The 26327-nt window shown below is 73.0% G+C and carries 29 protein-coding genes; 11 read left to right on the top strand and 18 right to left on the bottom strand.

Features of this window, described 5'->3' with window-relative positions; all coding sequences use genetic code 11:
- Positions 1-154 precede the first annotated feature (154 nt).
- Positions 155-766 carry a response regulator transcription factor gene (locus ABZ135_RS02655; protein ID WP_003948568.1) on the bottom strand — a complete coding sequence of 204 codons (612 nt, stop codon included), beginning with the start codon at positions 764-766 and terminating at the stop codon, positions 155-157.
- A gap of 474 nt (positions 767-1240) precedes the next feature.
- Between ABZ135_RS02655 and ABZ135_RS02650 the strand changes: the two genes are divergently transcribed.
- Positions 1241-1618: a WhiB family transcriptional regulator gene (locus tag ABZ135_RS02650; RefSeq protein WP_356691010.1), complete on the top strand. Its 378-nt coding sequence runs from the start codon at positions 1241-1243 to the stop codon at positions 1616-1618.
- Between the two features lie 381 nt (positions 1619-1999).
- Here the strand turns inward: ABZ135_RS02650 and ABZ135_RS02645 are convergent, their stop codons facing one another.
- On the bottom strand, positions 2000-2911 hold the full coding sequence (locus tag ABZ135_RS02645) for a LysR family transcriptional regulator (RefSeq protein ID WP_356691008.1): 912 nt from the start codon (positions 2909-2911) through the stop codon (positions 2000-2002).
- Positions 2912-3001: 90 nt separating this feature from the next.
- Here ABZ135_RS02645 and ABZ135_RS02640 point away from each other — a divergent pair, with 90 nt between their 5' ends.
- Both ABZ135_RS02640 and ABZ135_RS02635 read left to right on the top strand, forming a co-directional pair.
- Positions 3002-3667: an MOSC domain-containing protein gene (locus tag ABZ135_RS02640; RefSeq protein ID WP_356691006.1), complete on the top strand. Its 666-nt coding sequence runs from the start codon at positions 3002-3004 to the stop codon at positions 3665-3667.
- An 86-nt stretch (positions 3668-3753) separates the two neighbouring features.
- Positions 3754-4527: an SDR family oxidoreductase gene (locus ABZ135_RS02635; RefSeq protein WP_356691004.1), complete on the top strand. Its 774-nt coding sequence runs from the start codon at positions 3754-3756 to the stop codon at positions 4525-4527.
- A gap of 77 nt (positions 4528-4604) precedes the next feature.
- Here ABZ135_RS02635 and ABZ135_RS02630 read toward each other — a convergent pair whose 3' ends face one another.
- Entirely contained in the window at positions 4605-6446 is a 1842-nt protein-coding gene (locus ABZ135_RS02630) for a DUF2264 domain-containing protein (protein ID WP_356691002.1), read from the bottom strand.
- A 176-nt stretch (positions 6447-6622) separates the two neighbouring features.
- Between ABZ135_RS02630 and ABZ135_RS02625 the strand changes: the two genes are divergently transcribed.
- The 6 genes from ABZ135_RS02625 to ABZ135_RS02600 all read left to right on the top strand — a co-directional run bounded on the left by ABZ135_RS02625 (position 6623) and on the right by ABZ135_RS02600 (position 12729).
- Positions 6623-7732 carry a substrate-binding domain-containing protein gene (locus ABZ135_RS02625; protein ID WP_356691000.1) on the top strand — a complete coding sequence of 370 codons (1110 nt, stop codon included), beginning with the start codon at positions 6623-6625 and terminating at the stop codon, positions 7730-7732.
- Between the two features lie 109 nt (positions 7733-7841).
- Positions 7842-9167 carry a sugar ABC transporter substrate-binding protein gene (locus ABZ135_RS02620; protein ID WP_356690998.1) on the top strand — a complete coding sequence of 442 codons (1326 nt, stop codon included), beginning with the start codon at positions 7842-7844 and terminating at the stop codon, positions 9165-9167.
- 5 nt (positions 9168-9172) lie between these two features.
- Positions 9173-10060 (top strand): sugar ABC transporter permease, encoded by an 888-nt coding sequence (locus ABZ135_RS02615; RefSeq protein ID WP_356690996.1) that lies wholly within the window; start codon positions 9173-9175, stop codon positions 10058-10060.
- On the top strand, positions 10057-10911 hold the full coding sequence (locus tag ABZ135_RS02610) for a carbohydrate ABC transporter permease (protein WP_356690994.1): 855 nt from the start codon (positions 10057-10059) through the stop codon (positions 10909-10911). The genes ABZ135_RS02615 and ABZ135_RS02610 overlap by 4 nt, the downstream gene beginning before the upstream one ends.
- Before the next feature lie 17 nt (positions 10912-10928).
- Complete coding sequence (locus tag ABZ135_RS02605; protein WP_356690992.1) at positions 10929-11969, top strand: hydroxyacid dehydrogenase; 1041 nt, start codon at positions 10929-10931, stop codon at positions 11967-11969.
- 61 nt (positions 11970-12030) lie between these two features.
- Complete coding sequence (locus tag ABZ135_RS02600) at positions 12031-12729, top strand: ester cyclase (protein WP_356690990.1); 699 nt, start codon at positions 12031-12033, stop codon at positions 12727-12729.
- 90 nt (positions 12730-12819) lie between these two features.
- On the opposite strand, the gene groL is transcribed toward ABZ135_RS02600, so the two are convergent.
- The 4 genes from groL to ABZ135_RS02580 form a co-directional block, all read right to left on the bottom strand.
- Positions 12820-14448, bottom strand: coding sequence for a chaperonin GroEL (gene groL / locus ABZ135_RS02595; RefSeq protein WP_356690988.1), 1629 nt, complete (start codon positions 14446-14448; stop codon positions 12820-12822).
- Between the two features lie 118 nt (positions 14449-14566).
- Entirely contained in the window at positions 14567-14875 is a 309-nt protein-coding gene (groES, locus tag ABZ135_RS02590) for a co-chaperone GroES (protein WP_066995800.1), read from the bottom strand.
- Positions 14876-15021: 146 nt separating this feature from the next.
- Complete coding sequence (locus ABZ135_RS02585; RefSeq protein WP_356690986.1) at positions 15022-15261, bottom strand: hypothetical protein; 240 nt, start codon at positions 15259-15261, stop codon at positions 15022-15024.
- Positions 15258-16232 carry a polysaccharide deacetylase family protein gene (locus ABZ135_RS02580; RefSeq protein ID WP_356690984.1) on the bottom strand — a complete coding sequence of 325 codons (975 nt, stop codon included), beginning with the start codon at positions 16230-16232 and terminating at the stop codon, positions 15258-15260. The genes ABZ135_RS02585 and ABZ135_RS02580 overlap by 4 nt, the downstream gene beginning before the upstream one ends.
- A gap of 100 nt (positions 16233-16332) precedes the next feature.
- On the opposite strand from ABZ135_RS02580, the gene ABZ135_RS02575 reads away from it, so the two are divergent.
- Positions 16333-17517: a class I SAM-dependent methyltransferase gene (locus ABZ135_RS02575; RefSeq protein WP_356690982.1), complete on the top strand. Its 1185-nt coding sequence runs from the start codon at positions 16333-16335 to the stop codon at positions 17515-17517.
- Here the strand turns inward: ABZ135_RS02575 and ABZ135_RS02570 are convergent.
- The 8 genes from ABZ135_RS02570 to tsaB all read right to left on the bottom strand — a co-directional run bounded on the left by ABZ135_RS02570 (position 17462) and on the right by tsaB (position 23398).
- On the bottom strand, positions 17462-18154 hold the full coding sequence (locus ABZ135_RS02570) for a hypothetical protein (RefSeq protein ID WP_356690980.1): 693 nt from the start codon (positions 18152-18154) through the stop codon (positions 17462-17464). The two genes, ABZ135_RS02575 and ABZ135_RS02570, sit on opposite strands and share 56 nt — an antisense overlap.
- Positions 18155-18165: 11 nt before the next feature.
- Positions 18166-19461 (bottom strand): RNA polymerase sigma factor, encoded by a 1296-nt coding sequence (locus ABZ135_RS02565; protein WP_356690978.1) that lies wholly within the window; start codon positions 19459-19461, stop codon positions 18166-18168.
- Positions 19462-19486: 25 nt separating this feature from the next.
- Positions 19487-19852, bottom strand: coding sequence for a YciI family protein (locus ABZ135_RS02560; RefSeq protein ID WP_356690976.1), 366 nt, complete (start codon positions 19850-19852; stop codon positions 19487-19489).
- Positions 19853-19961: 109 nt separating this feature from the next.
- The gene (locus ABZ135_RS02555; protein WP_356690974.1) at positions 19962-20789 is read right to left on the bottom strand and encodes a polysaccharide deacetylase family protein; all 828 of its coding nucleotides are present in this window, start codon (positions 20787-20789) and stop codon (positions 19962-19964) included.
- Positions 20790-20855: 66 nt separating this feature from the next.
- Complete coding sequence (locus tag ABZ135_RS02550; RefSeq protein ID WP_356690972.1) at positions 20856-21119, bottom strand: hypothetical protein; 264 nt, start codon at positions 21117-21119, stop codon at positions 20856-20858.
- A complete protein-coding gene (gene tsaD / locus ABZ135_RS02545; RefSeq protein WP_356690970.1) occupies positions 21116-22237 on the bottom strand; it encodes a tRNA (adenosine(37)-N6)-threonylcarbamoyltransferase complex transferase subunit TsaD in 1122 nt (373 codons plus the stop codon). The genes ABZ135_RS02550 and tsaD overlap by 4 nt, the downstream gene beginning before the upstream one ends.
- Complete coding sequence (rimI, locus tag ABZ135_RS02540) at positions 22227-22709, bottom strand: ribosomal protein S18-alanine N-acetyltransferase (protein WP_356691098.1); 483 nt, start codon at positions 22707-22709, stop codon at positions 22227-22229. The genes tsaD and rimI overlap by 11 nt, the downstream gene beginning before the upstream one ends.
- A 32-nt stretch (positions 22710-22741) precedes the next feature.
- Entirely contained in the window at positions 22742-23398 is a 657-nt protein-coding gene (gene tsaB / locus ABZ135_RS02535) for a tRNA (adenosine(37)-N6)-threonylcarbamoyltransferase complex dimerization subunit type 1 TsaB (protein ID WP_356690968.1), read from the bottom strand.
- A 120-nt stretch (positions 23399-23518) separates the two neighbouring features.
- Here tsaB and ABZ135_RS02530 point away from each other — a divergent pair, with 120 nt between their 5' ends.
- Entirely contained in the window at positions 23519-24091 is a 573-nt protein-coding gene (locus ABZ135_RS02530) for a L,D-transpeptidase (RefSeq protein ID WP_356690966.1), read from the top strand.
- Between the two features lie 161 nt (positions 24092-24252).
- Here ABZ135_RS02530 and ABZ135_RS02525 read toward each other — a convergent pair whose 3' ends face one another.
- The 3 genes from ABZ135_RS02525 to ABZ135_RS02515 all read right to left on the bottom strand — a co-directional run bounded on the left by ABZ135_RS02525 (position 24253) and on the right by ABZ135_RS02515 (position 26325).
- Entirely contained in the window at positions 24253-24453 is a 201-nt protein-coding gene (locus ABZ135_RS02525; RefSeq protein WP_356690964.1) for a hypothetical protein, read from the bottom strand.
- Positions 24454-24602: 149 nt separating this feature from the next.
- Positions 24603-25106, bottom strand: coding sequence for a tRNA (adenosine(37)-N6)-threonylcarbamoyltransferase complex ATPase subunit type 1 TsaE (gene tsaE, locus ABZ135_RS02520; RefSeq protein WP_356690962.1), 504 nt, complete (start codon positions 25104-25106; stop codon positions 24603-24605).
- Positions 25107-25116: 10 nt separating this feature from the next.
- The gene (locus ABZ135_RS02515) at positions 25117-26325 is read right to left on the bottom strand and encodes an alpha/beta hydrolase (RefSeq protein WP_356690960.1); all 1209 of its coding nucleotides are present in this window, start codon (positions 26323-26325) and stop codon (positions 25117-25119) included.
- Between the last annotated feature and the right edge of the window lie 2 nt (positions 26326-26327).

The following is a 26327-nucleotide window of genomic DNA, read 5'->3' as shown; positions in this document are numbered from 1 at the left end:
CCTGCGCCCTCCCCTTCCGCTCGATTCCGGCTCGCTCGTTCGTCTCGTCCCCGAGGAACTCCACGCCTTCAAGGATGCGGCATTCCGCGGGGAAGTGACACAAGCCCACCCCGTCCGCCCCGTGGCGGACGGGGATGCGGCCGCCGGCCGCAGGTCAGCGGACCAGGCCCCAGCGGAATCCGAGGGCGACCGCGTGCGCCCGGTCGGAGGCACCCAGCTTCTTGAAGAGACGGCGGGCGTGGGTCTTGACCGTGTCCTCGGAGAGGAAGAGCTCGCGCCCGATCTCCGCGTTGGACCGGCCGTGGCTCATGCCCTCGAGGACCTGGATCTCCCGGGCGGTGAGGGTGGGCGCCGCGCCCATCTCGGCGGAGCGCAGCCGGCGGGGGGCGAGCCGCCAGGTCGGGTCGGCGAGCGCCTGGGTGACCGTGGCCCGCAGCTCGGCGCGCGAGGCGTCCTTGTGCAGATAGCCGCGGGCACCGGCGGCGACCGCGAGGGCGACGCCGTCCAGGTCCTCGGCGACGGTGAGCATGATGATGCGGGCGCCCGGATCGGCCGAGAGCAGCCGGCGGACGGTCTCCACGCCGCCCAGGCCGGGCATGCGCACGTCCATCAGGATGAGGTCCGAGCGGTCGGCGCCCCAGCGGCGGAGGACTTCCTCGCCGTTGGCCGCGGTGGTCACGCGCTCGACGCCGGGCACGGTCGCGACCGCGCGGCGGAGCGCCTCTCGGGCAAGCGGGGAGTCGTCGCAGACGAGCACGGATGTCATGCCTGACCTCCGCGGCCCTCGCAGCTGATGCGCGTCACCTTGAGCCTCCAGGGCTGGTACGAATCGTCACCTGTGCGGTCGAGCCCTCGGACACCTGCCCGAGCGCTTGTTCCTTCAACCGCCTCCGCACTCTCAACGATGGTCACTCGAAAGAGTTACGGGTCGGACGGCCGCCTTCGGCACTCTACGTAAGGGACCGTACGCGGAGGAGAGCGTCGCAGGTCATCCGTCCTTCGCCTTGAAGCTATGCCCCATTTAGCGGGTTTTCTTCCCTTTTCGCGGTGTCTGTGGCTAGATTCGCAATGAGTCATATTTACATCTACTCAGTCAGTAGTTGTACGGTCGGATCGAACCCGCGGGAGCGGGTACGCGAGACCCATGGAGGGGCCGGAAGGCCCCGTCCCACCGTCATCCACCCGCAGCCATCCACCCGCCCACCTATCCGTTCGACACGGTTTCAAGGGGACAAGCGCAATGGCAGATTTCTCCCGCCTTCCCGGACCCAACGCCGATCTGTGGGACTGGCAGCTCCTGGCCGCCTGCCGAGGGGTCGACAGCTCCCTGTTCTTCCACCCGGAGGGAGAGCGCGGCGCGGCACGGAGTGCGCGCGAGAACTCGGCTAAAGAGGTCTGCATGCGGTGCCCGGTGCGCGCGGAGTGCGCGGCGCACGCGCTCGCCGTACGGGAGCCCTACGGCGTCTGGGGCGGCCTCACCGAGGACGAACGCGAGGAGCTCATGGGCCGGGCGCGCAACCGCCTGGTCACCACGACGGCGACGGCCGCCACCACGGCCGCGCCGGGGACCGCGACGCGGGCCTCGGCCGCGAGTTCGGCCGGGGTGGCCCATGCGTGAAGGAACGTTTCTGCGCTCTGATTCGGCGGAGCCGCGCGGCACCTGACGGGGTGACACACCGGACCGACGCCCACCCGGCCCGGTGACATGGCCGGCGTACGCCCCTCACCCGGACGGCCCGACCCCGGTTCACCCGCACGGCCCGGCCCGGCCGCGCACCCGTCGCCCGTACGGCGGCGGGGCCGTCACCCGCGCGGACGCGAGCCGCTCACTCCGACGGCCCGCACGCCCTCACGCCAACGGCCCACCCTCGTTCACCCGCACGGCGCAGCCCGCTGGGCCGTACGGGAACGCGAGTCCACCCGAACGGCCGGTGGACGGTCCACTCGTACGGCGGCACCCCGGCATCACCCGAACGGCGCCGGAGCGTGTCCTTTTCGCTCAGGCGGGCGCCGGCGTCCCCGCACGGCCCGCGGCGCGGCCGAGCTCGTCCAGGGTGGCCGCGACGGCCGGGACCTGGGCCAGGTCCGGAAGGGTCAGCGCCACGATCTCCCGCTCCACCGCGGGTTCCACCGTCACGGTGACGGCTCCCTTGGGCCGTACGGACTCCAGGGCCAGTTGCGGCAGGACGGCGACGCCCAGACCCGCGCCCACCAGGCCCACGACGGCCGGGTAGTCGTCGGTGGCGAAGTCGATCCTGGGGGTGAAGCCCGCCCGCTCGCAGACGTCCACGAGCTGACGGCGGCAGCGCGGGCAGCCCGCGATCCAGGGGTCCTCGGCCAGTTCGCCGATCGTGACCGATCCGGCGCCGGCGAGCCGGTGCCCCTCCGGGACCAGCCCCACGAGCCGGTCGGCGAGCAGCGGGCGGACCACCAGGTCGTCCCAGGTGTCGGGCCCCGCCCCGTAGCGGAAGGCGAGGGCCACGTCGCAGTCGCCCTCGCGGAGCATCTCCACCGAGCGCGGCGGCTCGGCCTCCACCAGGGAGACCCGGGTGCCGGGGTGGGCGGCGCGCAGGGCGGCCAGGGCGGTGGGGACGAGGGTGGAGCTGCCGCTGGGGAACGAGACGAGCCGGACCCGGCCGGCCCGCAGGCCCGCGATGGCGGCGACCTCCTCCTCGGCCGCGGTGAGCCCGGCGAGGATGCCGGCGGCGTGCCGGACCAGGGCCTCGCCCGCCTGGGTGAGCCGCATCTCGCGGCCGGTGCGCACGAGCAGCGGGGTGCCGGCGGAGGATTCGAGTGCCTTCATCTGCTGGCTCACCGCGGGCTGGGTGCAGCCGAGTTCGCGCGCGGCGGCGGAGAAGGAGCCGGTGGCGGCGACGGCGCGCAGGACGCGGAGGTGGCGGGCCTCGATCATTCTTCGAGCATAAGCGCATCTTGGATCCCGAGGCGAATTCCGTCGAACAACTTTGAGGACTCCGGAGAAAGCCCTGGTTAGGGTGCCCCCATGGAATTGCTGAGCGTGAACGCGGGCCGGGCCAAGGCCGTGGAGTACACCAACGCGCCCTCGGGCAGGACGGGCATCGACAAGCGCCCGGTGGAGGGTCCGGTGCGGATCGCGGCCCCGGGCCCCGAGGGGGCGAGCGGCGTCGCCGGTGACGCCGTCTGCGACCTCCGCTTCCACGGCGGCGCGGACCGGGCGGTGTACGCCTTCGCCCGCGAGGACCTCGACCGGTGGGAGCGCGAGCTCGGCCGCCCCCTCGCCGCCGGTTCCTTCGGCGAGAACCTCACCACCCTTGGTCTGGACGTCAACGGCGCCCTCATCGGCGAGCGCTGGCGGATCGGCGACGAGGTCGTCCTGGAGGTGACCGGCGGCCGCATCCCCTGCCGCACCTTCGCCGGCTTCCTCGAGGAGAAGGGCTGGGTCCGCCGCTTCAACGAGTCCGCGGCCGGGCCCGGCGCGCTGCTCCGTGTGATCACCCCCGGCGAGATCCGGGCCGGCGACCCCGTCGAGGTCGTCCACCGCCCGTCGCACGGCATCACGGTCGCCCGCCTGCACCACGCGGCGACCGCCGACCGGACGCTGCTGCCGGAGACGCTGGTGGCGGCGGAGTGGATGGAGTCCGGGCTGCTCGACCTCGCGCGCACGTACACGGAGAAGTACGGGGAGTAGCCCGGCGAGGGGGCCGGGCGCGGGGAGGGCCGGGCGGCCGGTTTCCCCACACACGGCGTTCACACACGGCGGGTTAACGTGCGCCCATGACGACTGCACTGATTACGGGCGCGACCGCGGGCATCGGCGCCGCCTTCGCACGGCGGCTCGCCGCGGACGGACACGACGTCGTGCTGGTGGCACGCGACGTGAAGCGGCTGCGGGAGCAGGCGACCGAACTGCACGACCGGCACGGGATCGAGGCGGAGGTGCTCGCCGCCGACCTGTCGGAGGAGGCGGGGATCGCGGCCGTGGAGGCGCGGCTCTCCGACCCCCGGCGGCCGGTCGATCTCCTGGTGAACAACGCCGGGTTCGGCAACAAGGGCCGGTTCCTGGAAGTGTCCATGGCCGACGAGCTGACGATGCTGAAGGTGCACTGCGAGGCGGTGCTGCGGCTGACGTCGGCGGCGGCGGAGTCGATGCGGAAGCGGGGCCGGGGCGGGGTGGTGAACGTCGCCTCGGTGGCCGCGTTCGTGCCGCGCGGCACCTACGGGGCGTCGAAGGCGTGGGTGGTGCAGTTCACCCAGGGTGCGGCGCGGGACCTCGCGGGGAGCGGGGTGCGGCTGATGGCGCTGTGCCCCGGCTTCGTGCGGACGGAGTTCCACCAGCGGGCCGGGATGGGGACGGACAACATCCCGGGCTGGATGTGGCTGGACGCGGACAAGCTGGTGGCGGCGGCGCTCGCCGATCTGTCCCGGGGACGGACGCTGTCCATCCCCGATCCCCGTTACAAGGCGCTGATGGGTGTGGTGAAGCTGGCGCCGCGCGGTCTGCTGGGCGGGGTCTCCTCCCGGGCGGGCCGCAAGTACGGGCCCAAGTAGCCGCGCCCGCACGGCGTTCGGGCGCGCGGGTGGGTGACGGCTCCCGTGTCGGTCGCGGCCCTGACCCGGCGCGGCGGTCAGCCCGGCGGCCGGTCCACGCCGGGGTCCGCGCAGAGGGCGAGCTCGGCGGCGGTGCCGTCCCGCCAGGTCACGGTGAGGGTGCGGGTGCCGGTGATCCGGACGCGGGCCAGGTCGGCGACGGGGGCCGGATCGTGTTCGGCGGTGATCGAGGCGAGGGCCACGAAGAGGGCCTCGGGTCCGCTCGTGGTGCCGTGCAGGGCGGGCGTACGAGTGGGGCCGGGGCCCTGGAGGGTGGCGCCGGTGGGCAGTTCGGCGGTGCCGGGCCGGTAGCCGTGGACCGGGTGGAGCTGGGAGACCGGGCCGTCGGTGTGCGTGGCCCAGCCGGTCTGCCGTACGGGGGTCCCTTCCGGGGCGCCGAGGACGAGATGGGCCCGGACCTCGGCGCGGCCGTGGGCGAGGGTGGCGGACAGGACGCGGACGCCGGGCAGCGGGCGGTGGGCGGAGACGGCCCGGTCCGGGCCGGTGCCGAGCGGGATCGCGGGGCCCCGGGTGGTGGGGGTGCCGTCGGGCCGGAGCAGCGCGAAGTGGTTGTCGGCCGGGTCGGGGGCGGTGGTGGGTCCCGTACGGGTGGAGTAGGCGTACCGGGCGTAGCCGGGGTCGTCCTCGCCGTTCCCGTCCTGCGCGGCGCCGCTGCCGACGTGGTTGCTGCCGTGGTTGTGGAGGCGGACGAGTCCGTCGGCGGCGGTGGTCTGGACGAGCAGCCCGGTGGGGCCGAGGGGCCGTACGGTGTCGGCGCGTTCGGCGGGCAGGGGCTCCTCGGGGGCGGTCCAGGCGGGGTGGCCGGCGGGGAGCAGCAGGCCGAGGAAACCCTTGGACGCCCAGTAGGGGGAGCCGGGCCCCGAATAGCTCTGCAGCACCGGCTCGTAGGGGCCGTGCCAGCCGAGGGTGAGCAGCCCGGTCGCGTCGGTGGCGCCGCGGTCGAGGAAGTACCGCAGGGTGCCGGAGGCCAGCCGGCGGGTGGCGCCGGGGCTGAGCGGGGTGTGCCCGGTGAGGGCGCCGAGCCAGGGGGCCGCCGCGGCGGCGAAGCGGTAGGTCAGGGACCGCCCGTACGGGACGGGGGCGCCGTTGCCGTCGAAGAGGTGGACGTGGTCGTCGAGTTGGGCGCGCAGGCGGGGCCCGTACCGGTCGAGGAGGTTCCGGTCGCCGGCGAGGTGGGCGTGCAGGACCGGGTAGAAGTGGAGCGCCCAGGGGTTGTAGTGGTCGAAGGCGCGGTTGTCGCCGTCGCTGTACCAGCCGTCGCCGAGGTACCAGCTCTCGACGCGGTCGAGGGAGCGCTCGACGGTGGCGGCGGCGCGGTCGGTCTCGATGCCGGCGTCCTGGAGGAAGCCGGCGACGGTGAGGCCGAAGAGCCACCAGTTGTTGTCGACGGGGGACGGCGCGAGGGCGGGGAGCAGCCAGTCGACGGCCCGCTGCCGTACGCGGTCGTCGAGCCGGTCCCAGAGGCGGGTGCGGGTCAGGCGCAGGGCGAGGGCGACGGAGGCGGACTCGACGACGGCCTGGCGGGTGTCGGCCATGCGGGGCCAGTCCTCGGGGCCCGTGCCGCCGGGGCGCTCCGTGCCCGCGGCGAGCCCCTCGGCGTAGCGGTCGAGGTGGCCGTGCGGATCGTCGCCGTGGGCGGCGCGCAGGGCGGCGAGCAGGAAGGTCCGGGCGTAGCCCTCCAGGCCGTCGGAGCGGACGCCGGACCGACTGGGGCGGGGGCCGGGAAGGTCGATCAGCCCCTTACGGGGTGAGGCGTAGGGGCGGACGGCGAGCAGCAGGTCGTCGGCCGTGCGCTCCCAGTGGGTCCGGGTCCATCCCGTGTATGGGCTGAGCTCACGGTCCTCGGGCGGCGTGGGCATGATGCTCCCTGGAACTCGCTGGGCGACGTCGGCGTCGCCCGGAATCCTGAAGACGCTTCGATCGAACGTCAAGAGGGAACGGACCGAATGATCGAAACTTCTTCCGTTCGATCATTTCGACGCCCGGCCTGGTCTAAGGTCGGGAGACCACCACCACCGCGAGGGGGAACTGCGCCGTGCGCGAGAGTGCTGCCGAACGACACGACCGACTGCTGGCCCTGGTGCGCGAGCGCGGCACGGCCCGCGTCTCCGACCTGGCCGGCCTGCTCGGGGTCTCCCCCGTCACCGCCCGCCGGGACGTCGAGGCGCTGGCCGCCCAGGGCCGGCTCGACCGGGTGCACGGCCAGGTCTCCTGGCCCCGCGGCCAGGGCGCGCCAGGCGCCCGGGGCGGGGCCGGCGGCCTGGTGCTGGGACTGCTCGCGCCCTCCGCCACGTACTACTTCGCCGAGGTCATCCGGGGTGCGCACGAGGCCGCGGCCCGGGCGGGCGCCCGGCTCGTCCTGCGGATCTCCGACTACCGGCCCGAGGAGGACCGGGCCCGCACCGAGGGCCTGATCGCGGCGGGCGCCGAGGGCGTGCTCGTCGCGCCCGGCTGGCGGGGCCCCGAGGACCGGCTCGGCTACGGCGACTGGCTGGCCGAACTGCCGGTGCCGGCCGTGCTCCTGGAGCGCAGGGCCGACCCGGGCACCCGGCTGGACGGCCTCGACCGGGTGTCGTCGGACCACGCGCACGGCGTGCTGCTCGCCCTGCGCCACCTGCTCGGGCTCGGCCGCACCACCCCGCTCCTCGTGGCGCGCGGGGACAGCCCGACGGCGCTCGCGGTGCGCGCCGGGTACGCCGAGGCGCTGGCCGCGCTGGGCCTGGAGGAGCCGCGGGCGGTCATCGACTCCGTACCGGCGGAGAGCGATCCGGAGGGCTTCGAGCGGGCGGTGCGGGCCCTGCACGAGGCGGTGGCGTCGGGGCGTGCGAGCGCGGCCCTGGTCCACAACGACGTGGACGCGATCCAGATCGTGCAGCGGCTCGCCGAGCTCGGGGTGCGGGTGCCGGAGGACCTGGCCCTGATCGCGTACGACGACGAGGTCGCCGCGCTCGCCGACATCCCGCTCACGGCGGTCGCCCCGCCGAAGCGCCAGGTGGGCCGGCACGCCACGGAACTGCTGGTGGAGCGGCTGGTGGAGCAGGGCGCGACGGCGGCCGGGGCCGGTGAGGACGAGCCGGCGCGGCGCCATCTGAGCCTGCTGCCGCGGCTGCGCGTGCGGGACTCCTGCGGGGCGCGGAAGCGCTAGCCCTGCCTGATCTTTTTTCGCTCAATCAATCTTTCGCTCTTGACTTCGCTCATGAAGCGGCTCAGGATCACGGCCAACCCCGTCCACGCCGCCGTACAGGAGCCGTGCCGTGAGCCGTAGTTGGAGCAGCAGGAGCAGAACCACCCGCGTCATAGCCGTCACCGCCTCCGCCCTGGCCGTCCTCACGGCCTGCGGCGGTGGTGACGACACCGCCGGCAAGGGCACCGCCGACCGGCCCGTGACCCTCACCTTCTGGGGCTGGGCCAAGGGCTCCAAGGACGTCGTCGACGCCTTCAACGCCTCCCACGAGAACATCCGGGTGACCTTCGAGGAGATCCCCTCCGGCACCGCCGGCGGCTACGCCAAGATCTCCAACGCCGTGAAGGCCGGCAACGCCCCCGACCTCGTGTCCATCGAATACGCCTCGCTCCCCGAGTTCGTCGCCTCCGGCGCCCTCCAGGACATCGGGGCCGAGTTCACCGAGCAGGACCGCGCCAAGCTGCTGCCGCAGGCGGTGGAGCTCACCACGCTCGGCGGCAAGAACTGGGCGGTGCCCTTCGACGCCGCCCCGCAGGCTTTCTACTACCGCAAGGACCTCTTCGCGAAGTACGGGATCGCCGTCCCCACGACCTGGGACGAGTTCAAGTCGGCCGCCGAGAAGGTGAAGAAGGCCGATCCCAGGACGCGCATCGCCACCTTCTTCCCCGACGACCCGACCACCTTCGAGGCCGTGGCCTGGCAGGCCGGCGCCCAGTGGTTCAAGGCCGAGAACGACACGTGGAAGATCGACACCACGGACCCGGCCACCACCAAGGTCACCGGCTACTGGCAGGGCCTCCTCGACGCCGACCTCGTCCACAAGAACGCCTCCTTCAGCCCCGAGTGGACCGGCTCCCTCAAGAACGGCACCACCATCGGCTACCTCGGCGCCTCCTGGGGCGCCGGCGTCCTCAAGGGCACCCTGCCCGAGCAGAGCGGCAAGTGGGCCATCGCCCCCATGCCGCACTGGGGCACCCCCGCCAGCGGCATGCTCGGCGGCACCTCTTTCGCCGTCACCAAGGACAGCGACAAGAAGGCCGCCGCGGTCGAGTTCGCCGAGTGGATGTCCACCACCGAGGCCGGTGTGAAGGCCCGTATCGCCTCCGGCACCTCCAGCGCCTTCCCCGCCGCCACCGCCCTGCGCCCGGTCGCCAAGCAGGTCTTCGACGCGAGCTACTACGGCGGCCAGGACATCTACGCCCTGTTCGAGCAGGCCGGCGCCTCCATCGACCCGAACTGGGCCTGGGGGCCGACCACCGGCACCACCAACACCACCATCAAGGACCACTTCGGCAAGATCACCAAGGGTGGCCCCGGCATCGCCGACGCCGTCGAGGCCGGCCACAGGGCGACCGTCGCCGAGCTGACCAAGCGCGGTCTGAAGGTCGAGGGCTGACAGCGATGAAGGCCCGCACCCGCGCGGCGGCGACCCTGCTGACCCCGTTCTTCCTGCTGTTCACCGCGGTGATGGTGGTGCCGATCGGCTACGCGGTCTGGCTCAGCCTCTTCACCGAGAAGCAGTCGGGACTCGGCTTCGGCGGCGCCGAGACCGTCTTCAGCGGACTCGACAACTACACCGCGGCGCTGGGTGACCCGGCCTTCCTCGAGGGCTTCGGCGTGCTGCTCGGATACTGCCTGCTCTACATTCCGCTGCTGCTCGCCGGGGCCCTCGGCCTCGCCCTGCTGCTCGACTCGGCCCTCGCCCGCGCCCGCCGCTTCTTCCAGCTCGCGCTCTTCCTGCCGCACGCCGTCCCCGGCATCATCGCCGCGCTGATCTGGGTCTACCTCTACACCCCCCAGCTCAGCCCGGTCGTCCAGGCCATGGAGGCCGGCGGCGTCGGCTTCGACTTCTTCTCCCCCGAGGGCGCCCTCCCCTCCGTCGTCAACATCGCGCTGTGGGAGTGGCTCGGCTACAACATGGTGATCTTCTACGCGGCCCTCCAGGCCATCGACCGCTCCGTGCTCGAAGCCGCCACCGTCGACGGCGCCGGCTCCTGGCGGATCGCCTTCAGCATCAAGATCCCGCTGATCAGGGCCTCGCTCGCGATGGTCGCCCTCTTCACCGTCATCGGCTCGCTCCAGCTCTTCACCGAGCCGCTCATCCTCAACAAGGGCACCGGATCCGCCGTCACCTCGACCTGGACGCCCAACATGTACGCGTACACCGCCGCGTTCGACCGCAACGACTACGGACTGGCCGCGGCCGCGTCCGTCCTGCTCGCCCTCACGGCCGCGCTGCTGTCCTTCGCCGTCACCCGTCTCACCGGCCGGAAGGGGAAGCGCGCATGAGCACCCGACGCCCCACGAACGTCTGGCTGTCGAAGACCGCCGTCAACGGCGCCCTCGTCCTCGCCGTCGTCTACATGCTCTTCCCCCTCGTGTGGCTGCTCACCGCCGCCACCAAGGACGCCGGCGGACTCCTCGCCGGAAACGCCTTCTCCTTCGAGGGCTTCGACCTCGGCGGCAACCTCCGCCGCCTCGCCGACTACAACGACGGCATCTACTTCCACTGGTACCTCAACAGCCTGCTCTACGCGGGCCTCGGCGCCCTCGCCTGCTCGCTGATCAGCGTCGCCGCCGGCTACGCCTTCGACAAATACGACTTCCGCGGCAAGGAGAAGCTGTTCGGCGTCGTCCTGCTCGGCGTGCTCGTCCCCACCACCGCGCTCGCCCTGCCGATGTACCTCCTCGCCAGCGAGGTCGGCATCGTCAACACCTACTGGGCCGTGCTCGTCCCCGTCCTCGTCAATCCCTTCGGGGTCTACCTCGCCCGGGTCTTCAGCGCCGGCTACATCCCCGACGAGGCCCTGGAGGCCGCCCGTATCGACGGGGCCGGCGAACTGCGCACCTTCTGGTCCATCGGCCTGCGCATGGTCATGCCCGGCTTCGTGACCGTCTTCCTCTTCCAGTTCACCGCCATCTGGAACAATTTCTTCCTCCCCCTGGTGATGCTCTCGGACCAGAAGCTCTTCCCGCTGAGCCTCGGCCTCTACGCGTGGAACAGCAACGCCCACGCCGAACCCGACTACTACCCCCTCGTCGTCACCGGCTCCCTGCTCGCGGTCGTCCCCCTCGTCGTCGCCTTCGTCTCCCTCCAGCGCCACTGGAAGGCCGGTCTGACCGCCGGCAGCGTCAAGTGAGGAACACGGATCCCAGGATGCACTCGACCACCGACAACGCCCCCGGCCCCCGCCCGCGGCTCCTGCTCGCGATGGGCCCCGGCGTCGCCGAACGCCTCCTCACCGACACCCACCGCGCCCGCCTCGCCGCGCTGACCCGCACCGACCCGCACCTGGTCGCCCACGACCTCGCCACGCCCACGCCCGAGGTCGCCGCCGCGCTCGCCGAGGCCGAACTCCTCCTCACCTGCTGGGGCGCCACCCCGCTCACCGCCGAGGTGCTGGAGCGCGCCCCGCGCCTCGAGGCCGTCGTCCACGCCGCCGGTTCGGTCAAGCACCACATCACCGACGCCTGCTGGGAGCGCGGCATCGCCGTCACCTCGGCCGCCGCCGCCAACGCCCTGCCCGTCGCCGAATACACCCTCGCCGCGATCCTCTTCGCCGGGAAGCGGGTCCTCCGCTCCGCCCAGCGGTACGCCGAGCTGCGCACCGGCCACGACTGGCTCACCGACTCCGCGGACTCGGGCAACTACCGCAGGACCATCGGCATCGTCGGCGCCTCCCGGATCGGCCGCCGCGTCCTCGAACTGCTCCGCCCCTTCGACCTCGACGTCCTGCTCCACGACCCGTACGTGACGCCGGCCGAGGCCCGCGCGCTCGGCGCCGAGGGCGTCGGCCTCGACGAGCTCTGCGCCCGCAGCACCGTCGTCTCCGTCCACGCGCCCCAGCTCCCCGCCACGTACCGCATGATCAGCGCGGCCCGGATCGCCTCGATGCCGGACGGGGCGACCCTGATCAACACCGCCCGCGGTTCCCTCGTGGACGAGGAGGCCCTCCTCCCCCACCTCGTGGCCGGCCGCCTGCACGCCGTCCTGGACGTGACCGACCCGGAGCTCCCGCCGCCCGACTCCCCCCTCTACACGCTCCCGAACGTCCTGCTCACCCCGCACGTGGCCGGTTCGCTCGGCAACGAGCTGCACCGGATGGCCGACCGGGCCCTGGAGGAGGTGGCGCGTTACGGGCGCGGGGAGCCGTTCGCGGAGGAGGTCAGGGCCGCAGACCTGGGCCGCTCGGCGTGACCGCTCCCCCTGAGGGCGGCGCGCCTAGACTGGAAGGGTCCTACCGGGTCCGGGAGGCGTCATGAGCTTCGTACAGATCATTGATTGCAAGACCAGCCGGGTCGACGACCTGAACGCGCTGATGGACCGCTGGGTCGAGCAGACCCGGGGCAAGCGCACCGCCACCCACAGCATCGTCGGCAAGGACCGCTCCGACGCCTCCCATGTCGTGGAGATCGTCGAATTCCCCTCTTACGACGTCGCCATGCGCAACTCGCAGCTCCCCGAGACCGACCGGATCTTCCGGGAGATGGTCGCGCTCTGCGACGAGATGCCGACCTTCACCGACCTGGACGTCGTCCGGGACGAGGCGCTGTACAAGGCGAACGCCCGGCGGCTCCTGGAGATGATCGCGGGCGAGCCGGAGCTGGCGCTGCTCGACGAGGTGATCGCCGAGGGGTACCACGACCACGATCCCACCAACGAGCAGGACGTCATCGGCATGGACGCGGTCCGGCGCGAGGTGGAGATGTGGCGCGGCGGCTTCGACTTCTCCTTCACCGTCGACGACCAGATCGCCGAGGGCGACCGGGTGTGCACCCGCTGGACCTGGCGGGGCACCCACAGCGGTGACTTCATGGGGCTCCAGCCCACCGGCATGGAGGTCGAGATGACCGGCACGGTCATCCACCGCTTCCGCGACGACGGCAAGATCGCCGAGGGCTGGTGGCAGTACGACCTGCTGGGGCTGATGGGGCAGCTCGGCGCGGTCGAGGCGTAGTCCTCCGGGAAAGGCCGAGGCCCGGTGCTCCCTGGCGGGAGCACCGGGCCTCACGCACCGCGTTCGTGCGTCAGTGACCGCGTTCGTGCGTCAGTGGGAGTGGCCGTGACCGTGGCCGTGGCCGTGGTCCGCCGGCTCCTCCTCCTTCTTCTCCACCACGAGGGTCTCGGTGGTGAGGAGCAGGGAGGCGATCGAGGCGGCGTTCTCCAGGGCGGAGCGCGTCACCTTCACCGGGTCGATGACGCCGGCCTTGACCAGGTCGCCGTACTCGCCGGTGGCGGCGTTGAAGCCCTGGCCCTTGTCGAGCTCCGCCACCTTCGCGGTGATGACGTAGCCCTCGAGGCCGGCGTTCTCGGCGATCCAGCGCAGCGGCTCGACGGCGGCGCGGCGGACGACCGCGACACCGGTGGCCTCGTCGCCGGTCTTGTCGAGGTTGCCCTCGAGGACCTTGACGGCGTGGACCAGCGCGGAGCCACCACCGGAGACGATGCCCTCCTCGACCGCGGCGCGGGTCGCGGAGATGGCGTCCTCCAGGCGGTGCTTCTTCTCCTTCAGCTCCACCTCGGTGGCGGCGCCGACCTTGATCACGCACACGCCGCCGGCCAGCTTCGCGAGGCGCTCCTGGAGCTTCTCGCGGTCCCAGTCGGAGTCCGTGGCCTCGATCTCGGCCTTGATCTGGTTGACGCGGCCGAGGACGTCCTCGGAGGAGCCGGCGCCGTCCACGATCGTGGTGTCGTCCTTGGTGACGGTCACGCGGCGGGCGCTGCCCAGCACGTCCAGACCGGCCTGGTCGAGCTTGAGGCCGACCTCCTCGGAGATGACGGTGGCACCGGTGAGGGTGGCCATGTCCTGGAGCATCGCCTTGCGGCGGTCACCGAAGCCGGGCGCCTTGACGGCGACGGCGTTGAAGGTGCCGCGGATCTTGTTGACGACGAGGGTGGAGAGGGCCTCGCCCTCGACGTCCTCGGCGATGATCAGCAGCGGCTTGGAGGAGCCGGCCTGGATGACCTTCTCGAGCAGCGGCAGGAGGTCCTGGATGGAGGAGATCTTGCCCTGGTTGATCAGGATGTACGGGTCGTCGAGGACGGCCTCCATACGCTCCTGGTCGGTCACCATGTACGGGGAGAGGTAGCCCTTGTCGAAGGCCATGCCCTCGGTGAAGTCGAGCTCCAGGCCGAAGGTGTTGGACTCCTCGACGGTGATGACACCGTCCTTGCCGACCTTGTCCATCGCCTCGGCGATGAGCTCGCCGACCTGCTGGTCCTGCGCGGAGAGCGCGGCGACGGCGGCGATGTCGGACTTGTCGTCGATCGGGCGCGCGGTGGCGAGCAGCTCGTCCGAGACGGCCTTCACGGCGGCGTCGATGCCCTTCTTCAGGGCGGCCGGGGAGGCACCGGCGGCGACGTTGCGCAGACCCTCGCGGACCAGGGCCTGGGCGAGCACGGTGGCGGTGGTGGTGCCGTCACCCGCGATGTCGTTGGTCTTGGTCGCCACCTCCTTCACGAGCTGGGCGCCGAGGTTCTCGTACGGGTCCTCGATCTCGACCTCGCGGGCGATCGTGACACCGTCGTTGGTGATGGTGGGGGCGCCGAACTTCTTGTCGATGACGACGTTGCGGCCCTTGGGGCCGATCGTCACCTTCACCGTGTCGGCCAGCTTGTTGACGCCGCGCTCAAGGGCGCGACGGGCGTCCTCGTCGAACTTCAGGATCTTCGCCATGGGAGCGATTCAGCCCTCTCGGAAATCGTTGAAAAAGACTGCGCCCCTGGACGCCCGCGGAGAAGCCAGGGGGTCAGGGGCGCAGTTCAAAGCATCTCTGCAGGTGCCTTGGGGTGACTTACTTCTCGATGATCGCGAGCACGTCGCGAGCCGAGAGGACGAGGTACTCGTCGCCGTTGTACTTCACCTCGGTGCCGCCGTACTTGCTGTACAGCACGACGTCGCCGACCTTCACGTCGAGCGGAAGGCGCTCGCCGTTCTCGAAGCGGCCCGGGCCCACGGCGAGGACGGCGCCCTCCTGGGGCTTCTCCTTCGCGGTGTCCGGGATGACCAGGCCAGAGGCGGTGGTCTGCTCCGCGTCGAGCGGCTGGACCACGATGCGGTCCTCGAGCGGCTTGATGGCAACCTTGGAGCTGGTGGTCGTCACGATCCGACCTCCCCCTTCGGAGATCTCACGGGGTTAACTGTCTGAGGTGGCGACCAGGTGGATCCGTCGTCGCGGGTGCCGGACCTGCCCGTCGCTGTGTTGGCACTCTCCGGTGGGGAGTGCCAGAGCCGAGACTATGACCGCGATTAGCACTCGGTCAAGCGGAGTGCCAATTCACGACCCCGTGGCGCGAACGGCAGGGCGGATTCCCTCCGATCCGGGGGAACGCTCGGCCGGATCTGGTGGTTCCGTACGAGCGGGGTGACCTTCTCCGCCGCCTTGCGGCCCAGCCGTTCGATCGGGTCGACCGAGGACGCGCAGCCCGGCAGGGCGGCCAGCGCGCCGGCCAGGGCCAGGGCGGCGGTGAGCCGGCGCGCCCGGCTCACACGTAGTCCTCGAGCTTCGCCACCGCGTATCCCTTGGCCGTGACCGTCTTCATCACCCGCCGGATCATGTCCGGCATGCTGCCCTTCCAGTCCCCCTTGCCCCGGAAGTGGGTGAGGATGATGTCGCCGGGGTGCAGGTCCCGGTCCCACTCGCGCCACTCCATGTGGTCGGGGAACGCCTCGGACGCCCACAGCGGGACGGCCTTGACGCCGCACGCCTTCGCCGCGCGCAGGGTGTCCTCGTTGTAGTTGCCGTACGGCGGGCGGAAGAGCGGCGGCCGCTTGCCGAACCGCTTCTCGATGACGTCCTGCATGCCGCAGATCTGCCGCTTCTGGTCCGCGTAGTCGAGGCCCGGCAGATAGGGGTGGGTCAGGGTGTGGTTGTGCAGGGCCACCCCGGAGTCCTGCATCTTCTTGAAGTAGCCGTAGTCCTCCTTGACGAGGTAGTCGCTGAGGAACGCGCTGTACGGGATCCTCAGCTCGCTCATCATCCGCAGCAGCTCGGGGTCCTTCTCCGCGCCGTCGTCGATCGTCAGGAAGACGATCTTCTGCTTGGTCGGCACGGTGGTGAAGACCGGGGGCAGGTTCGTCCCGTCGGTCTCGAAGCCCTTGCGGGTGGTGATCCGCGGCTTCACGGCGGGCGGCTCGGGCGCTTCGAGCGGCGGCTGCGCCAGGCCCCACTTCTTGGCGGCGGCCACGCGGGCGGCGCGCGCCTTGCGGACCCGTTCCACGTACGCGTTGAGCGCGCCGGCCGCGCCCTGCGCCTCGGCGCGGGGCTGCTGGCCGGCGGCCGGCCGGGCCGGGCCCGAGCCGGATCCGGTCCGCTCGCCGGCGCCGGGCTCGGCGCAGGCCGAGGCGAGCGCGGCGACGACCAGGGCGGCCCCGACCACCCGCACACCCCGCGACGACCGCGTCGACCGCGACGAGCGGGGAAATGAGCGGGACTGTTCGTTTTGTCGTACTAGCTGCATGGCGCCGCATCCTGTCAGCGGCACGCCCCTCCGGGGCGCCGACACCACCGGAGGGCGCCCACCGTCCCCCGGGCGGCCCACACCCGCCCCGACCACCACAATGGGAGGGGTGACCGACCTCGCCGCCTTCACCGCCCTGCTCGCCCCCGAGGGGCAGGCCCTCCTCGACGCCCTGCGCGACTACGACCCCGCCCGGGAACTGGCGGTGGCCTCCAGGCTGCGCCGCGACCACCCCACCGAGCTGGTCTCCGCGGCCCTCGGGCAGGCCCGGCTGCGGCAGCGGGCGGTGGCGAAGTTCGGCGCGGAGGACGCCCACCGGATGTACTTCACGCCGAACGGCGTCGAGCAGTCCACGCGGGCGACCGTGGGCGCGTACCGCGCCGAGCGGCTGAAGGCGCTGGGCGTGCGCAGCGTCGCCGACCTGTGCAGCGGCATCGGCGGCGACGCCCTCGCGCTCGCCCGCGCCGGGATCTCCGTCCTCGCCGTCGACCGCGACCCACTGACCGCCGCGGCCGCCCGCGCCAACGCCGAGGCGCTCGGGCTCGCGGACCTGATCGAGGTGCGCTGCGCCGACGTCACCGAGATCGACACCAGCCCGTACGACGCCGTGTTCGTGGACCCGGCCCGGCGCGGCGGCCGGGGCCGGATCTTCGACCCCGAGGCGTACTCGCCGCCGCTGTCCTGGGCGGTCGAGGCGGCCCGCAAGGCCCCGCACGCGGCCCTGAAGATCGCCCCGGGCATCCCGCACGAGGCGGTGCCCGACGAGGCCGAGGCGGAGTGGATCTCGGACGGCGGGGACGTGAAGGAGGCGGTCCTCTGGTTCGGCACCGAGCCCGGCGCCCGCCGCGCGACCCTGCTGCCCGGCGGCGCCACGCTCACCGGCGGCACGCTCCCCGACCCCGAGGTCCGGCCCGTCGGCCGCTACCTCTACGAACCGGACGGCGCCGTCATCCGCGCCCACCTGGTCGCCGAGGTGGCGCGGGACCTCGGCGGCGGGCTGATCGACGAGACCATCGCCTACATCACCGCCGACACCCTCACCCCGACCCCGTACGCCACCGCCTACGAGATCACCGACGAACTCCCCTTCAACCTGAAGAAGTTGAAGGCCCTGCTGCGTGAACGGGAGGTCGGCAACCTGACCGTGAAGAAGCGCGGCTCGGCCGTCGAACCCGAGGAGATCCGCCGCCGGGTCAAGCCGAAGGGCCCCCACGCGGCGACCGTGCTGCTCACGCGGGTCGCGGGGGCTCCGACGATGCTGATCGGGGGTCCTGCCGGCGGGTGACGGGGCCGGTGACCCGGAGCGCAAGGCGGAGGTGGGATACCGCCTTCGTCAGCCCGATCAGGCCGTTGATCCAGAAGATGAGCGCGGCGCCCATGCCGTACGCGACGAGGCCGTAGCCGCCGTCCAGGTAGGAGACGGCGCCCTCCCGGCTCACACCGGCCGGGACGGCGAAGCCCAGCCACAGGCCGATGCCGCACATCACGGCGGACAGCAGCATCCAGCAGGCGCTCAGGACCGGCGCCCGCAGCCGGGCGTCCGTGGGGCCGTGCCGGTCCAGGAGCGCCCACTGGACGAGCCGCTCGCGCACGATCCGGTCCTGCCGCACGGACCGCGCGGTCAGCCACACCGCCGGCACGAGCACGCCGATCCCGAGCGCGGCCACGATCAGCCCGAGGAGCATCGTGACCGGGTCGAGGATCGGGCCGCCGAGCGAGGCGAGCAGCACGCCGACCATGCCCCAGCCGAGCTGGAGCATCAGGAACCAGGCCAGGAACAGCGCGAGCCGCGCGCCGCCGAGCAGCCGCCGCCCCAACGCGTCGAGCGCCAGCGCCCGGTCGGCGAGCCGCGCCGCCCGGTCGGGCCAGTTCCGGATCTCGGCGGGCGGAGGCGGCGGAGGCATCGGTATGCGCGAGGACATGGAGAGCAAGCCTAAGGGGTGGGAGTGTCCTGTCGATCAGCGGCGGGCAGGCCCTTCTCCCTTGCCTGCGGGCCGAGTTCACCGGCCCGCCGCCGCAGCAGGGCCCGCTCCCGCTCGTTCCGGGTCAGCTCCGCGGCCCGCTCGAACTCCGCCCGGGCCTCGGCCGTGCGCCCCAGCCCGGCCAGCAGGTCGCCGCGGACGCTCGGCAGCAGGTGGTAGCGGGCGAGGGCCGGTTCGGCGGCGAGCGCGTCGACGATCGTGAGGGCGGCGGCCGGGCCCTCGGCCCGCGCCACGGCGACCGCGCGGTTGAGCTCGACGACCGGCGAGGGCGCGACGGTGGCGAGCCGCCCGTACAGGGCGGCGATGGTGCGCCAGTCCGTCTCCTCGTACGTCGCCGCCCGCGCGTGACAGGCGGCGACGGCGGCCTGGAGGGCGTACGGCCCGCCCGCGCCGCCCGCCTCGACGGCCCGCTCCAGGGCCGCGAAGCCGCGCCGGATCAGCAGCCGGTCCCAGCGCCCGCGGTTCTGGTCCGCGAGCAGCACCGGCTCGCCGCCGGGCCCGGTGCGGGCGGCGGTCCGCGACGCCTGGATCTCCAGCAGGGCGGCGAGGCCGTGCGCCTCGCCCTCCTCCGGCATCAGCGCGGCGAGGCCCCGGGCCAGTCTCAGCGCGTCCTCGCAGAGCCCGGGCCGCAGCAGGTCGTCGCCGGCGGTGGCCGCGTACCCCTCGTTGAAGATCAGGTAGACGACCTCCAGGACGGAACCCAGCCGGGCCGCCCGATCGGGGCCGTAGGGCACCTCGAAGGCGACGCCCGCCTTCGCCAGCGTCCGCTTGGCGCGGGTGATCCGGGCCGCCGCCGTCGCCTCCGGCACGAGGAAGGCGCGCGCGATCTCGTCCGTGCGCAGCCCGCCGACGAGCCGCAGGGTGAGCGCGGCGCGCGCCTCGGCGGACAGCACCGGATGGCAGGTGGTGAAGATCAGCCGCAGCACGTCGTCGTCGATGTCACCGGGGCCGGAGGGTTCGGGGTCGTACGACTCCTCCTCCAGCGTCCGGCCCACCTCGGCGAGCTTGCGGGCGTACGTCTCGCGCCGCCGCACGAGGTCGACGGCGCGGTGCTTGGCGGTGGCCGTCAGCCAGGCGCCCGGGCTGTCCGGGACGCCCGACCGCGGCCACTGTTCGAGGGCGGCGACGAGGGCGTCCTGGGCGATCTCCTCGGCGATGCCGACGTCACGGACGATCCGCGCCGCCGTGGCGACGATCCGCGCCGACTCCATCCGGAAGACCGTCTCCAGCGTGCTCTCCACCGTCACGCCTCACATGACAGCACACCGGCGGTCAGCCCTCCGGCATCTCCTCGACCTCGCGGACCTCCAGACCGACCTTCCAGTGCGGCGGGTGGACGGCCAGGAACCGCTTCCCCCACTCGACGGCCTCGGCCATGTCCTTGCACTGGAGCATCGCGTAGCCGCCGACGACCTCCTTGGTCTCGGTGAACGGCCCGTCCGTGTACGACAGCCTCCCGTCCGACCAGGTGATCCGCGTGGCCTCGGCGGTCGGCCGCAGACCGGCGGTGTCGACCATGGCGCCCGCCTTGGTGATCTCCTCGAACAGCGCGCCCATGCGCTCCTCGAAGCCGGGGTCGGCCGACTCCATGTCGATGGTGTTCTCCTCGATGCGGACGAGGGAGAGGTAGCGGGGCATGGTGGCTCCTCGGAGTGCGGTGGCGGGGCCGTTCCCCGCCTCTCACTCATACGTCGAACGGGAGCCGGCCGCATCGACACCCGCCGGGAGATTTTTTTCCGGGCGTCTCCTAGACGTAGTCCTCCAGGCGCGCCACGGTGAAGCCCTGCTCCTGGATGTGCCGCAGCAGGTTGGCCGTCATCTCGGTCATCGTCGTGCCCTTGAGCTCGGACGGGCCGCGGAAGTGGGCCAGGATGATGTCGCCGGGGTGCAGCTTCCGGTCGCCGCGCTGGTACTGCATGTTCTTGATCTGCATGGACTCGCGCCACAGCACGATCGCGTCGACCCCGCACCGCGCGGCGGCGGCCCGGGTGGCCTCGTTCCAGTTGCCGTAGGGCGGGCGGAAGAGCCGCGGGCGCTTGCCGTAGCGCTCGGTGAGGCGGTCCTGCTGGCCGCAGATCTCCCTGCGCTGGGCCTCCGGGGAGAGGGTGCGCAGGTTGGGGTGGGTGAGGGTGTGGTTGGCGAGGCCGTGGCCCTGGGCGACGAGCGGGGCGAAGTACGGGTAGTCGCCGCGGATCGCGGAGTCCGTGAGGAACATCGTCACGGGCACCTCGAGGTCGCGCAGCATCGCGACGAACTCGGGGTCCTTCTCGGCGCCGTCGTCGATCGTGAGGAAGACGACCTTGTCGGTGGTGGGGATGTCGCTGATGACCGGGACGGGTGCGCCGGGCGCGCGGACGACGGGCTTGACCGCGGGCGGGGGCGGCGCGGGCGCGAAGGGCTTCAGGCCCCACCGGCCGAAGGCCGCGGCGCGCGCGTCGGGGGCGGCGGGGCCTTGTTCCCGGCCGCGGGGGTGCCCTGGGCGGGCGCGGTCTTCGGTGCGGTCGGGGCGGGGGTGTCGGCGTCGGCGGCCGCGCAACCGGTCGCGAACAGAGCCACGGCGGTCAGCGCCGCCCACAGCGCGAGGGTCTTCTTCACGCGCTGTGGGATGCCCGTTTCGAACGAAAGGTTGCCTGCGGTACGCCTATCCGACTGATTCGAAGCGCCAGCGGTGCACCGGACGGGTGATCAGCTCCGCGTCCGGCTCCGGCAGCTCGGGCAGCTCCGCGTCGAGCCCCTCCCCGTCCGCCGTGTCCCACCAGGTCATCACCAGGACCCGGTCCTGCGGGGCGCGGAAGGTCTCGCGGCGCACCGGCTCGCGCGCCAGGACCCGCGTGCGCGCCCACTCCAGGAGCTCGGCGCCCCGGCCCCGGGCGGCGCGTGCCTCCCACATCAGGGTGATCCTCACGGGTAGAGGTTCTCCTTGCTGACCTCGTGCACGTGGTCGTGGTCGTGCTCGTGTGCGTGGCCGTGGCGGTGGGCGCCGGGCACGTGCGGGTCGGTCACCGGCAGCGAGGAGTCCGCCGACAGCTCCAGGTCGGACGCGGCCCGGTTGCGGGCCACCATCTCGGCGCCGAGCGCCGCCACCATGGCGCCGTTGTCGGTGCACAGGCCCGGCCGGGGGACGCGGAGCCGGATGCCGGCCCGCTCGCAGCGCTCCTCGGCGAGCGCCCGCAGCCGCGAGTTGGCGGCCACTCCGCCGCCGATCATCAGGTGGTCGACGCCCTCGTCCTTGCAGGCCCGGACGGCCTTGCGGGTGAGCACGTCGACGACCGCCTCCTGGAAGGACGCGGCGACGTCCCGTACGGGCACCTCCTCGCCCGCGTTGCGCTTCGCCTCGATCCAGCGGGCCACGGCGGTCTTCAGGCCGGAGAAGGAGAAGTCGTACGCGGGGTCCTTGGCACCGGTCAGGCCGCGCGGGAAGGCGATGGCCTCCGGGTCGCCCTCCTTGGCGAGCCGGTCGATGACCGGGCCGCCGGGGAAGCCGAGGTCGAGCACCCGGGCGATCTTGTCGAACGCCTCGCCGGCGGCGTCGTCGATGGTCGCGCCCAGGGGGCGGACGTCGCTGGTGATGTCGCTGGACAGCAGCAGCGAGGAGTGGCCGCCGGAGACGAGCAGCGCCATCGTCGGCTCGGGCAGCTTGCCGTGCTCGAGCTGGTCGACGCAGATGTGCGAGGCGAGGTGGTTGACGCCGTAGAGCGGCTTGCCGAGGGCGTACGCGTACGCCTTGGCGGCGGAGACGCCGACCAGCAGCGCGCCCGCGAGGCCCGGGCCGGCGGTGACGGCGATGCCGTCGAGGTCCTTCGCGGACACGCCGGCCTGCTTCAGGGCGCGCTCGATCGTCGGGACCATCGCCTCCAGGTGGGCGCGGGAGGCGATCTCGGGCACGACGCCGCCGAAGCGGGCGTGGGTGTCGACGCTGGAGGCGACGGCGTCGGCGAGGAGGGTCGTTCCGTGGACGATGCCGACTCCGGTCTCGTCGCAGGAGGTCTCGATGCCGAGTACGAGCGGTTCGTCAGCAGCCATCTGAATCAGTCTCTGTTCCTTGAACGGTGTGTCGCATCACGAGGGCGTCCACGTTGCCGGGCTGGTAGTAGCCGCGGCGGAAGCCGATGGGCTCGAAGCCGAAGCGCTCGTAGAGCTTCTGGGCCCGGGTGTTGTCCACGCGCACCTCGAGGAGGACCTCGTCGCACTCGAAGGCGGTGGCGGCCTGGAGGAGGTCGGTGAGCAGCCGCGCGCCGAGGCCGGTGCCCCACTGGTCGCGGGCGACGGCGATGGTCTGGACGTCGCCGAGGCCGCCGGCGGCGGCGAGGCCCGCGTAGCCGACGAGCCGTCCGGAGCCGTCCGGGGAGGGCTCCTCGGCGACGACGTAGTGGCGGGTGGCGCGCGGGCCGCGGGCGTGGGCGAGCTCGGACCAGAACATGCCCTCGGACCAGGCGTCCTCGGGGAACAGCTCCGCCTCCAGCGCGAGCACCGGTGCGATGTCCCACCAGCGCATCCCGCGCAGCACGGCCTCGGTCACGGCGCCGCTCACTTGGGCGTGACCACCTTGTAGTTCTTGGGGACCTGCGCGTCGGGGCGGCGCAGGTACAGGGGCAGCGGGTCGAGGAAGCCGTCGCCGCCCGCCGCCAGCTTCTCGGCCGCGAGGGCGGCGAGCGCGGCGGCCGACTGGTGCTCGGGGCCGCGGGCGTCCGGGAAGACCTCGGGGTAGAGGCGGGCGCCGGCGCCGACGACGGGCAGCCCGGCGAGCTCCTCGGCGATGTCGGCGGGCCGGTCGACGGCCGCGTCCGTCACGCGCGTACGGGCGTCGTCGTAGCGCGCCCAGTAGACCTCCTTGCGACGCGCGTCGGTGGCGACGGCGAACGGCTCGTCGATCCCGGAGGCGTAGGCGAGTCCGTCGAGCGTGCACAGGCCGTGCACGGGGACGCCGAGCGCGGAGGCGAAGGTCGCGGCGGTGACGAGGCCGACGCGCAGCCCGGTGTACGGGCCGGGGCCGACGCCGACCACGAGCCCGGTAACGGCGTCGAGCTTCAGCCCCGCCTCGGCGAGGACCCGGTCGACGGCGGGCAGCAGCAGCTCCCCGTGGCGACGGGCGTCGACCTGGCTCGACTCGGCGACGACGGTCTCGCCGTCGTGGAGGGCGACGGTGACGGCGGGTGTGGCGGTATCCATGGCGAGCAAGAGCACGCGAACAGCCTACGGCGCCCGGCAGGGGGGTGCGGCGCCCCGCTCCCCGCGGCCCGGCGGCTGCTACCGTCGGGCCACCGATACATCCATGCCGGACAGACGACAGAAGGTGGGCGCACGGTGGCTAGGAGCAGCTCGGGATTCGTGGCCGGGCTCACCGCGGCGGCGCTCGTGGCCGTCGCCTTCCTCGCCTATCAGGCCGCGGCCGTGGCCCCGTCCCCGGCCGAGCTCGCCGAGCGGCCGGGCGGGGCGCCGAGCACGGCGCCGTCGGCCCCGGCCACGGGCGCACCGCAGCAGCCGAGGAAGGACCCGCTGGCACTGCCCGCGAACTCCGGCAAGGGCGAGCGCGTGGTGTACGCCCTTGCCGACCGCCGGGTGTGGCTGGTCGACGAGCGGGGCCGGGTGACCCACACCTGCGCCGTCATGCCGAGCACGGTGTCCCCGCCGCCGGGGACGTACGCGGTGACCTCGCGCTCCGGCGCGGTGCGCGGCTCGGACGGGGTGCAGATCGAGCACGTGGTGCGCTTCGCGACCGTCCAGGACGTGTCGATCGGCTTCAGCGCGGCGGTGGACGGCTCGACGCCGTCGCCGGACCCGTCGCGGAAGACCGGGGGCATCCGGATGACGCGGGCGGACGGCGAGGCGATGTGGAAGTTCGCGGTGATCGGCGAGAAGGTCGTCGTCGTCCCGTAGCCGCGGGCGAGGGCGCGCGGATGCGGGGCGCGCGGGTCCGGGCGCGCGGGTCCGGGCGCGCGGGTCCGGGCGCGGGCGCGGGTCCGGGGCGCGCGGGTCCGGCGCGGGTGCGCCGGAGGCCGTTCCGGCCGTTCCGCTCAGGCCGCCTCGTCGCGTACGGCTCAGGCCGCCTCGTCGCGTACGACGGGCTCGCGCTCCTCGGCGGCCTCTGCCCCGGCTCCGCCCCCGGCGCCGGCTCCGGTTCCGGTCGCGCGCGGCGGGGTCGACACGGCGCTGGCCGCGACGCAGGACGCGAGCAGATCTCTCATCGAGACGCGCTCCTCCGTACGGTCCGCCTGACCGGTGTGCTCCGGCGTCGCCATGCATGCCTCCCGTAGGTTAGGTAGACCTAACCAGTTCGTGGTTCCATGTCACCACGCCCGGGAGCACCGGCGCAACATTTTCCCGACACGTTGTCGGAACCTACGTACGGTTCCGGGAGACGCCCCGCGTCCCGCGCGCGGTGCGGTGTTCAGTCCAGCCGGAGGTCCTCGTCGGCCCAGCGGGCGCCGATGCCGTTCAGGATCACCGTGCGGCGGTCGTCGTCGTCCGTGTCGGCCGTGTCGCCCACGACGCGGTGGATCAGCACGTGCAGCCGGTCGTCGGTCAGCTCCTCGACCTTGCCGTCGCCCCACTCGACCACGACGACTGAGTCGGGCAGCGAGACGTCGAGGTCCAGGTCCTCCATCTCCTCCAGTCCGCCGCCGAGCCGGTACGCGTCGACGTGGACCAGCGCCGGGCCGCCGACCAGCGAGGGGTGGACGCGGGCGATCACGAAGGTCGGGGAGGTGACGGCGCCCCGGACGCCCAGTCCCTCGCCGAGGCCGCGGGTCAGGGTGGTCTTGCCGGCCCCCAGTTCGCCGGTGAGCATCACGAGGTCGCCGGGGCGCAGGCGCTTCGCGAGGCGGCGGCCGAGCTCCTGCATCCGCTCGGGCGAGTCGACGGCGAGGGTGGCCTGGTTGTGCGGTGTGTCCATGGCCGCCAACCTACCGATTCGCCGGGCCGCCGATCCCCGGACCCGTCCCGGACCTGCTCGTGCGGACGGTCCCCGCCCGCACGAGCAGGTCCGCGATGCGGTCGGTGACCGCCTCGGGGTGCTCCAGCATCACCAGGTGCCCCGCGTCGGGCATGATCACCAGCTCCGCGTCCGGCAGGAGACCGGCGATGGCCTCGGTGTGCGAGCTGGGGGTGACCAGGTCGCGGTCGCCGGCGAGGGCGAGCACGGGCAGCCCGGCGAGGACGGCCAGGGCCGCCGCCTTGTCGTGCTCGGCGAAGGCCGGATAGAACTCGGCGACCACGTCGATCGGCGTCGACTCGATCATCCGCTCCGCGAAGCGGGCGACCGCCGGGTCCACGTCCTTCGACGAGAACGAGTACTTCTTGATCAGCCCGGCGAACAGGTCGGCGGTGGCCCGCCGCCCCCGCTCCACCAGCTCCGCCCGCGCGCCGAGCGCCCTCAGCACCCCGGGCAGCACCCGGCGCACCGCGTTCACCCCGGCCGTCGGCAGCCCGTAGTTGACCTCGCCGAGCCGGCCCGCGGAGGTCCCGACGAAGGCGACGCCCACGACCCGCTCCCGGATCAGCTCCGGGTAGCGGTCGGCGAGCGCCATGATCGTCATCCCGCCCATCGAGTGCCCGACCAGGACCAGCGGCCCCTCGGGCGCGGCGGCGTCGAGGACGGCCTTCAGGTCGCGCCCCAACTGGTCGATCGAGACCGGCACCCCGTCGGGACCGGCCTGGGCGGCACCCCGCCCGGACCGGCCGTGGCTGCGCTGGTCCCAGTGGACGGTGCGGACGAGACCGCGCAGCGCCGCCCGCTGGAAGTGCCAGGCATCCTGGTTGAGGCAGTAGCCGTGGCTGAAGACGACGGTGACCGGGGCGGGCGCCTTGCGTCCGAAGAGCCGGCGCCGCCGCGTGGCCGACGCGTCGGCCTCGTCGGCCTCGTCGGCCGCGTCGACGTCGTCGATCTCGTCGATCTCGTAGTAGAGCTCGGTGCCGTCGTCGGCGAGCGCACGCCCGGGTGTGCCGCGCAGGGCGCCGTACGGGCCCTCGGAGTCCAGCGCGAGCCGCGCCTTCTCCCGTACCGACCGGCCCACCGTGAGCCGCTCGACGGCCACCCCGGCCGCCACGCCGGCGGCCAGCACGCCTATCGCGGCACCGGCCCAGCCGGCCCGCCGCCAGGTCTCGTCCCCCACGG

This window comes from Streptomyces sp. NPDC006339 (genome assembly GCF_040612775.1).
GTDB lineage: Bacteria > Actinomycetota > Actinomycetes > Streptomycetales > Streptomycetaceae > Streptomyces.
The sequence above is the reverse complement of the archived record's forward strand: the minus strand, read 5'-3'. Positions and strand labels throughout refer to the sequence as shown.

Coding starts and splice junctions, on each gene's coding strand:
- ABZ135_RS02600 (WP_356690990.1), top strand. CDS start 12,031: ATGAGCTTCGTACAGATCATTGATTGCAAGACCAGCCGGGTCGACGAC.
- ABZ135_RS02570 (WP_356690980.1), bottom strand. CDS start 18,154: ATGTCCTCGCGCATACCGATGCCTCCGCCGCCTCCGCCCGCCGAGATC.
- ABZ135_RS02580 (WP_356690984.1), bottom strand. CDS start 16,232: ATGCAGCTAGTACGACAAAACGAACAGTCCCGCTCATTTCCCCGCTCG.
- ABZ135_RS02560 (WP_356690976.1), bottom strand. CDS start 19,852: ATGCCCCGCTACCTCTCCCTCGTCCGCATCGAGGAGAACACCATCGAC.
- groL (WP_356690988.1), bottom strand. CDS start 14,448: ATGGCGAAGATCCTGAAGTTCGACGAGGACGCCCGTCGCGCCCTTGAG.
- ABZ135_RS02635 (WP_356691004.1), top strand. CDS start 3,754: ATGACGACTGCACTGATTACGGGCGCGACCGCGGGCATCGGCGCCGCC.
- ABZ135_RS02650 (WP_356691010.1), top strand. CDS start 1,241: ATGGCAGATTTCTCCCGCCTTCCCGGACCCAACGCCGATCTGTGGGAC.
- ABZ135_RS02525 (WP_356690964.1), bottom strand. CDS start 24,453: ATGGCGACGCCGGAGCACACCGGTCAGGCGGACCGTACGGAGGAGCGC.
- ABZ135_RS02640 (WP_356691006.1), top strand. CDS start 3,002: ATGGAATTGCTGAGCGTGAACGCGGGCCGGGCCAAGGCCGTGGAGTAC.
- ABZ135_RS02605 (WP_356690992.1), top strand. CDS start 10,929: ATGCACTCGACCACCGACAACGCCCCCGGCCCCCGCCCGCGGCTCCTG.
- rimI (WP_356691098.1), bottom strand. CDS start 22,709: ATGCGCTGGTGGGACATCGCACCGGTGCTCGCGCTGGAGGCGGAGCTG.
- ABZ135_RS02645 (WP_356691008.1), bottom strand. CDS start 2,911: ATGATCGAGGCCCGCCACCTCCGCGTCCTGCGCGCCGTCGCCGCCACC.
- ABZ135_RS02610 (WP_356690994.1), top strand. CDS start 10,057: ATGAGCACCCGACGCCCCACGAACGTCTGGCTGTCGAAGACCGCCGTC.
- ABZ135_RS02615 (WP_356690996.1), top strand. CDS start 9,173: ATGAAGGCCCGCACCCGCGCGGCGGCGACCCTGCTGACCCCGTTCTTC.
- ABZ135_RS02575 (WP_356690982.1), top strand. CDS start 16,333: ATGGGAGGGGTGACCGACCTCGCCGCCTTCACCGCCCTGCTCGCCCCC.
- ABZ135_RS02630 (WP_356691002.1), bottom strand. CDS start 6,446: ATGCCCACGCCGCCCGAGGACCGTGAGCTCAGCCCATACACGGGATGG.
- tsaE (WP_356690962.1), bottom strand. CDS start 25,106: ATGGACACACCGCACAACCAGGCCACCCTCGCCGTCGACTCGCCCGAG.
- tsaD (WP_356690970.1), bottom strand. CDS start 22,237: ATGGCTGCTGACGAACCGCTCGTACTCGGCATCGAGACCTCCTGCGAC.
- ABZ135_RS02655 (WP_003948568.1), bottom strand. CDS start 766: ATGACATCCGTGCTCGTCTGCGACGACTCCCCGCTTGCCCGAGAGGCG.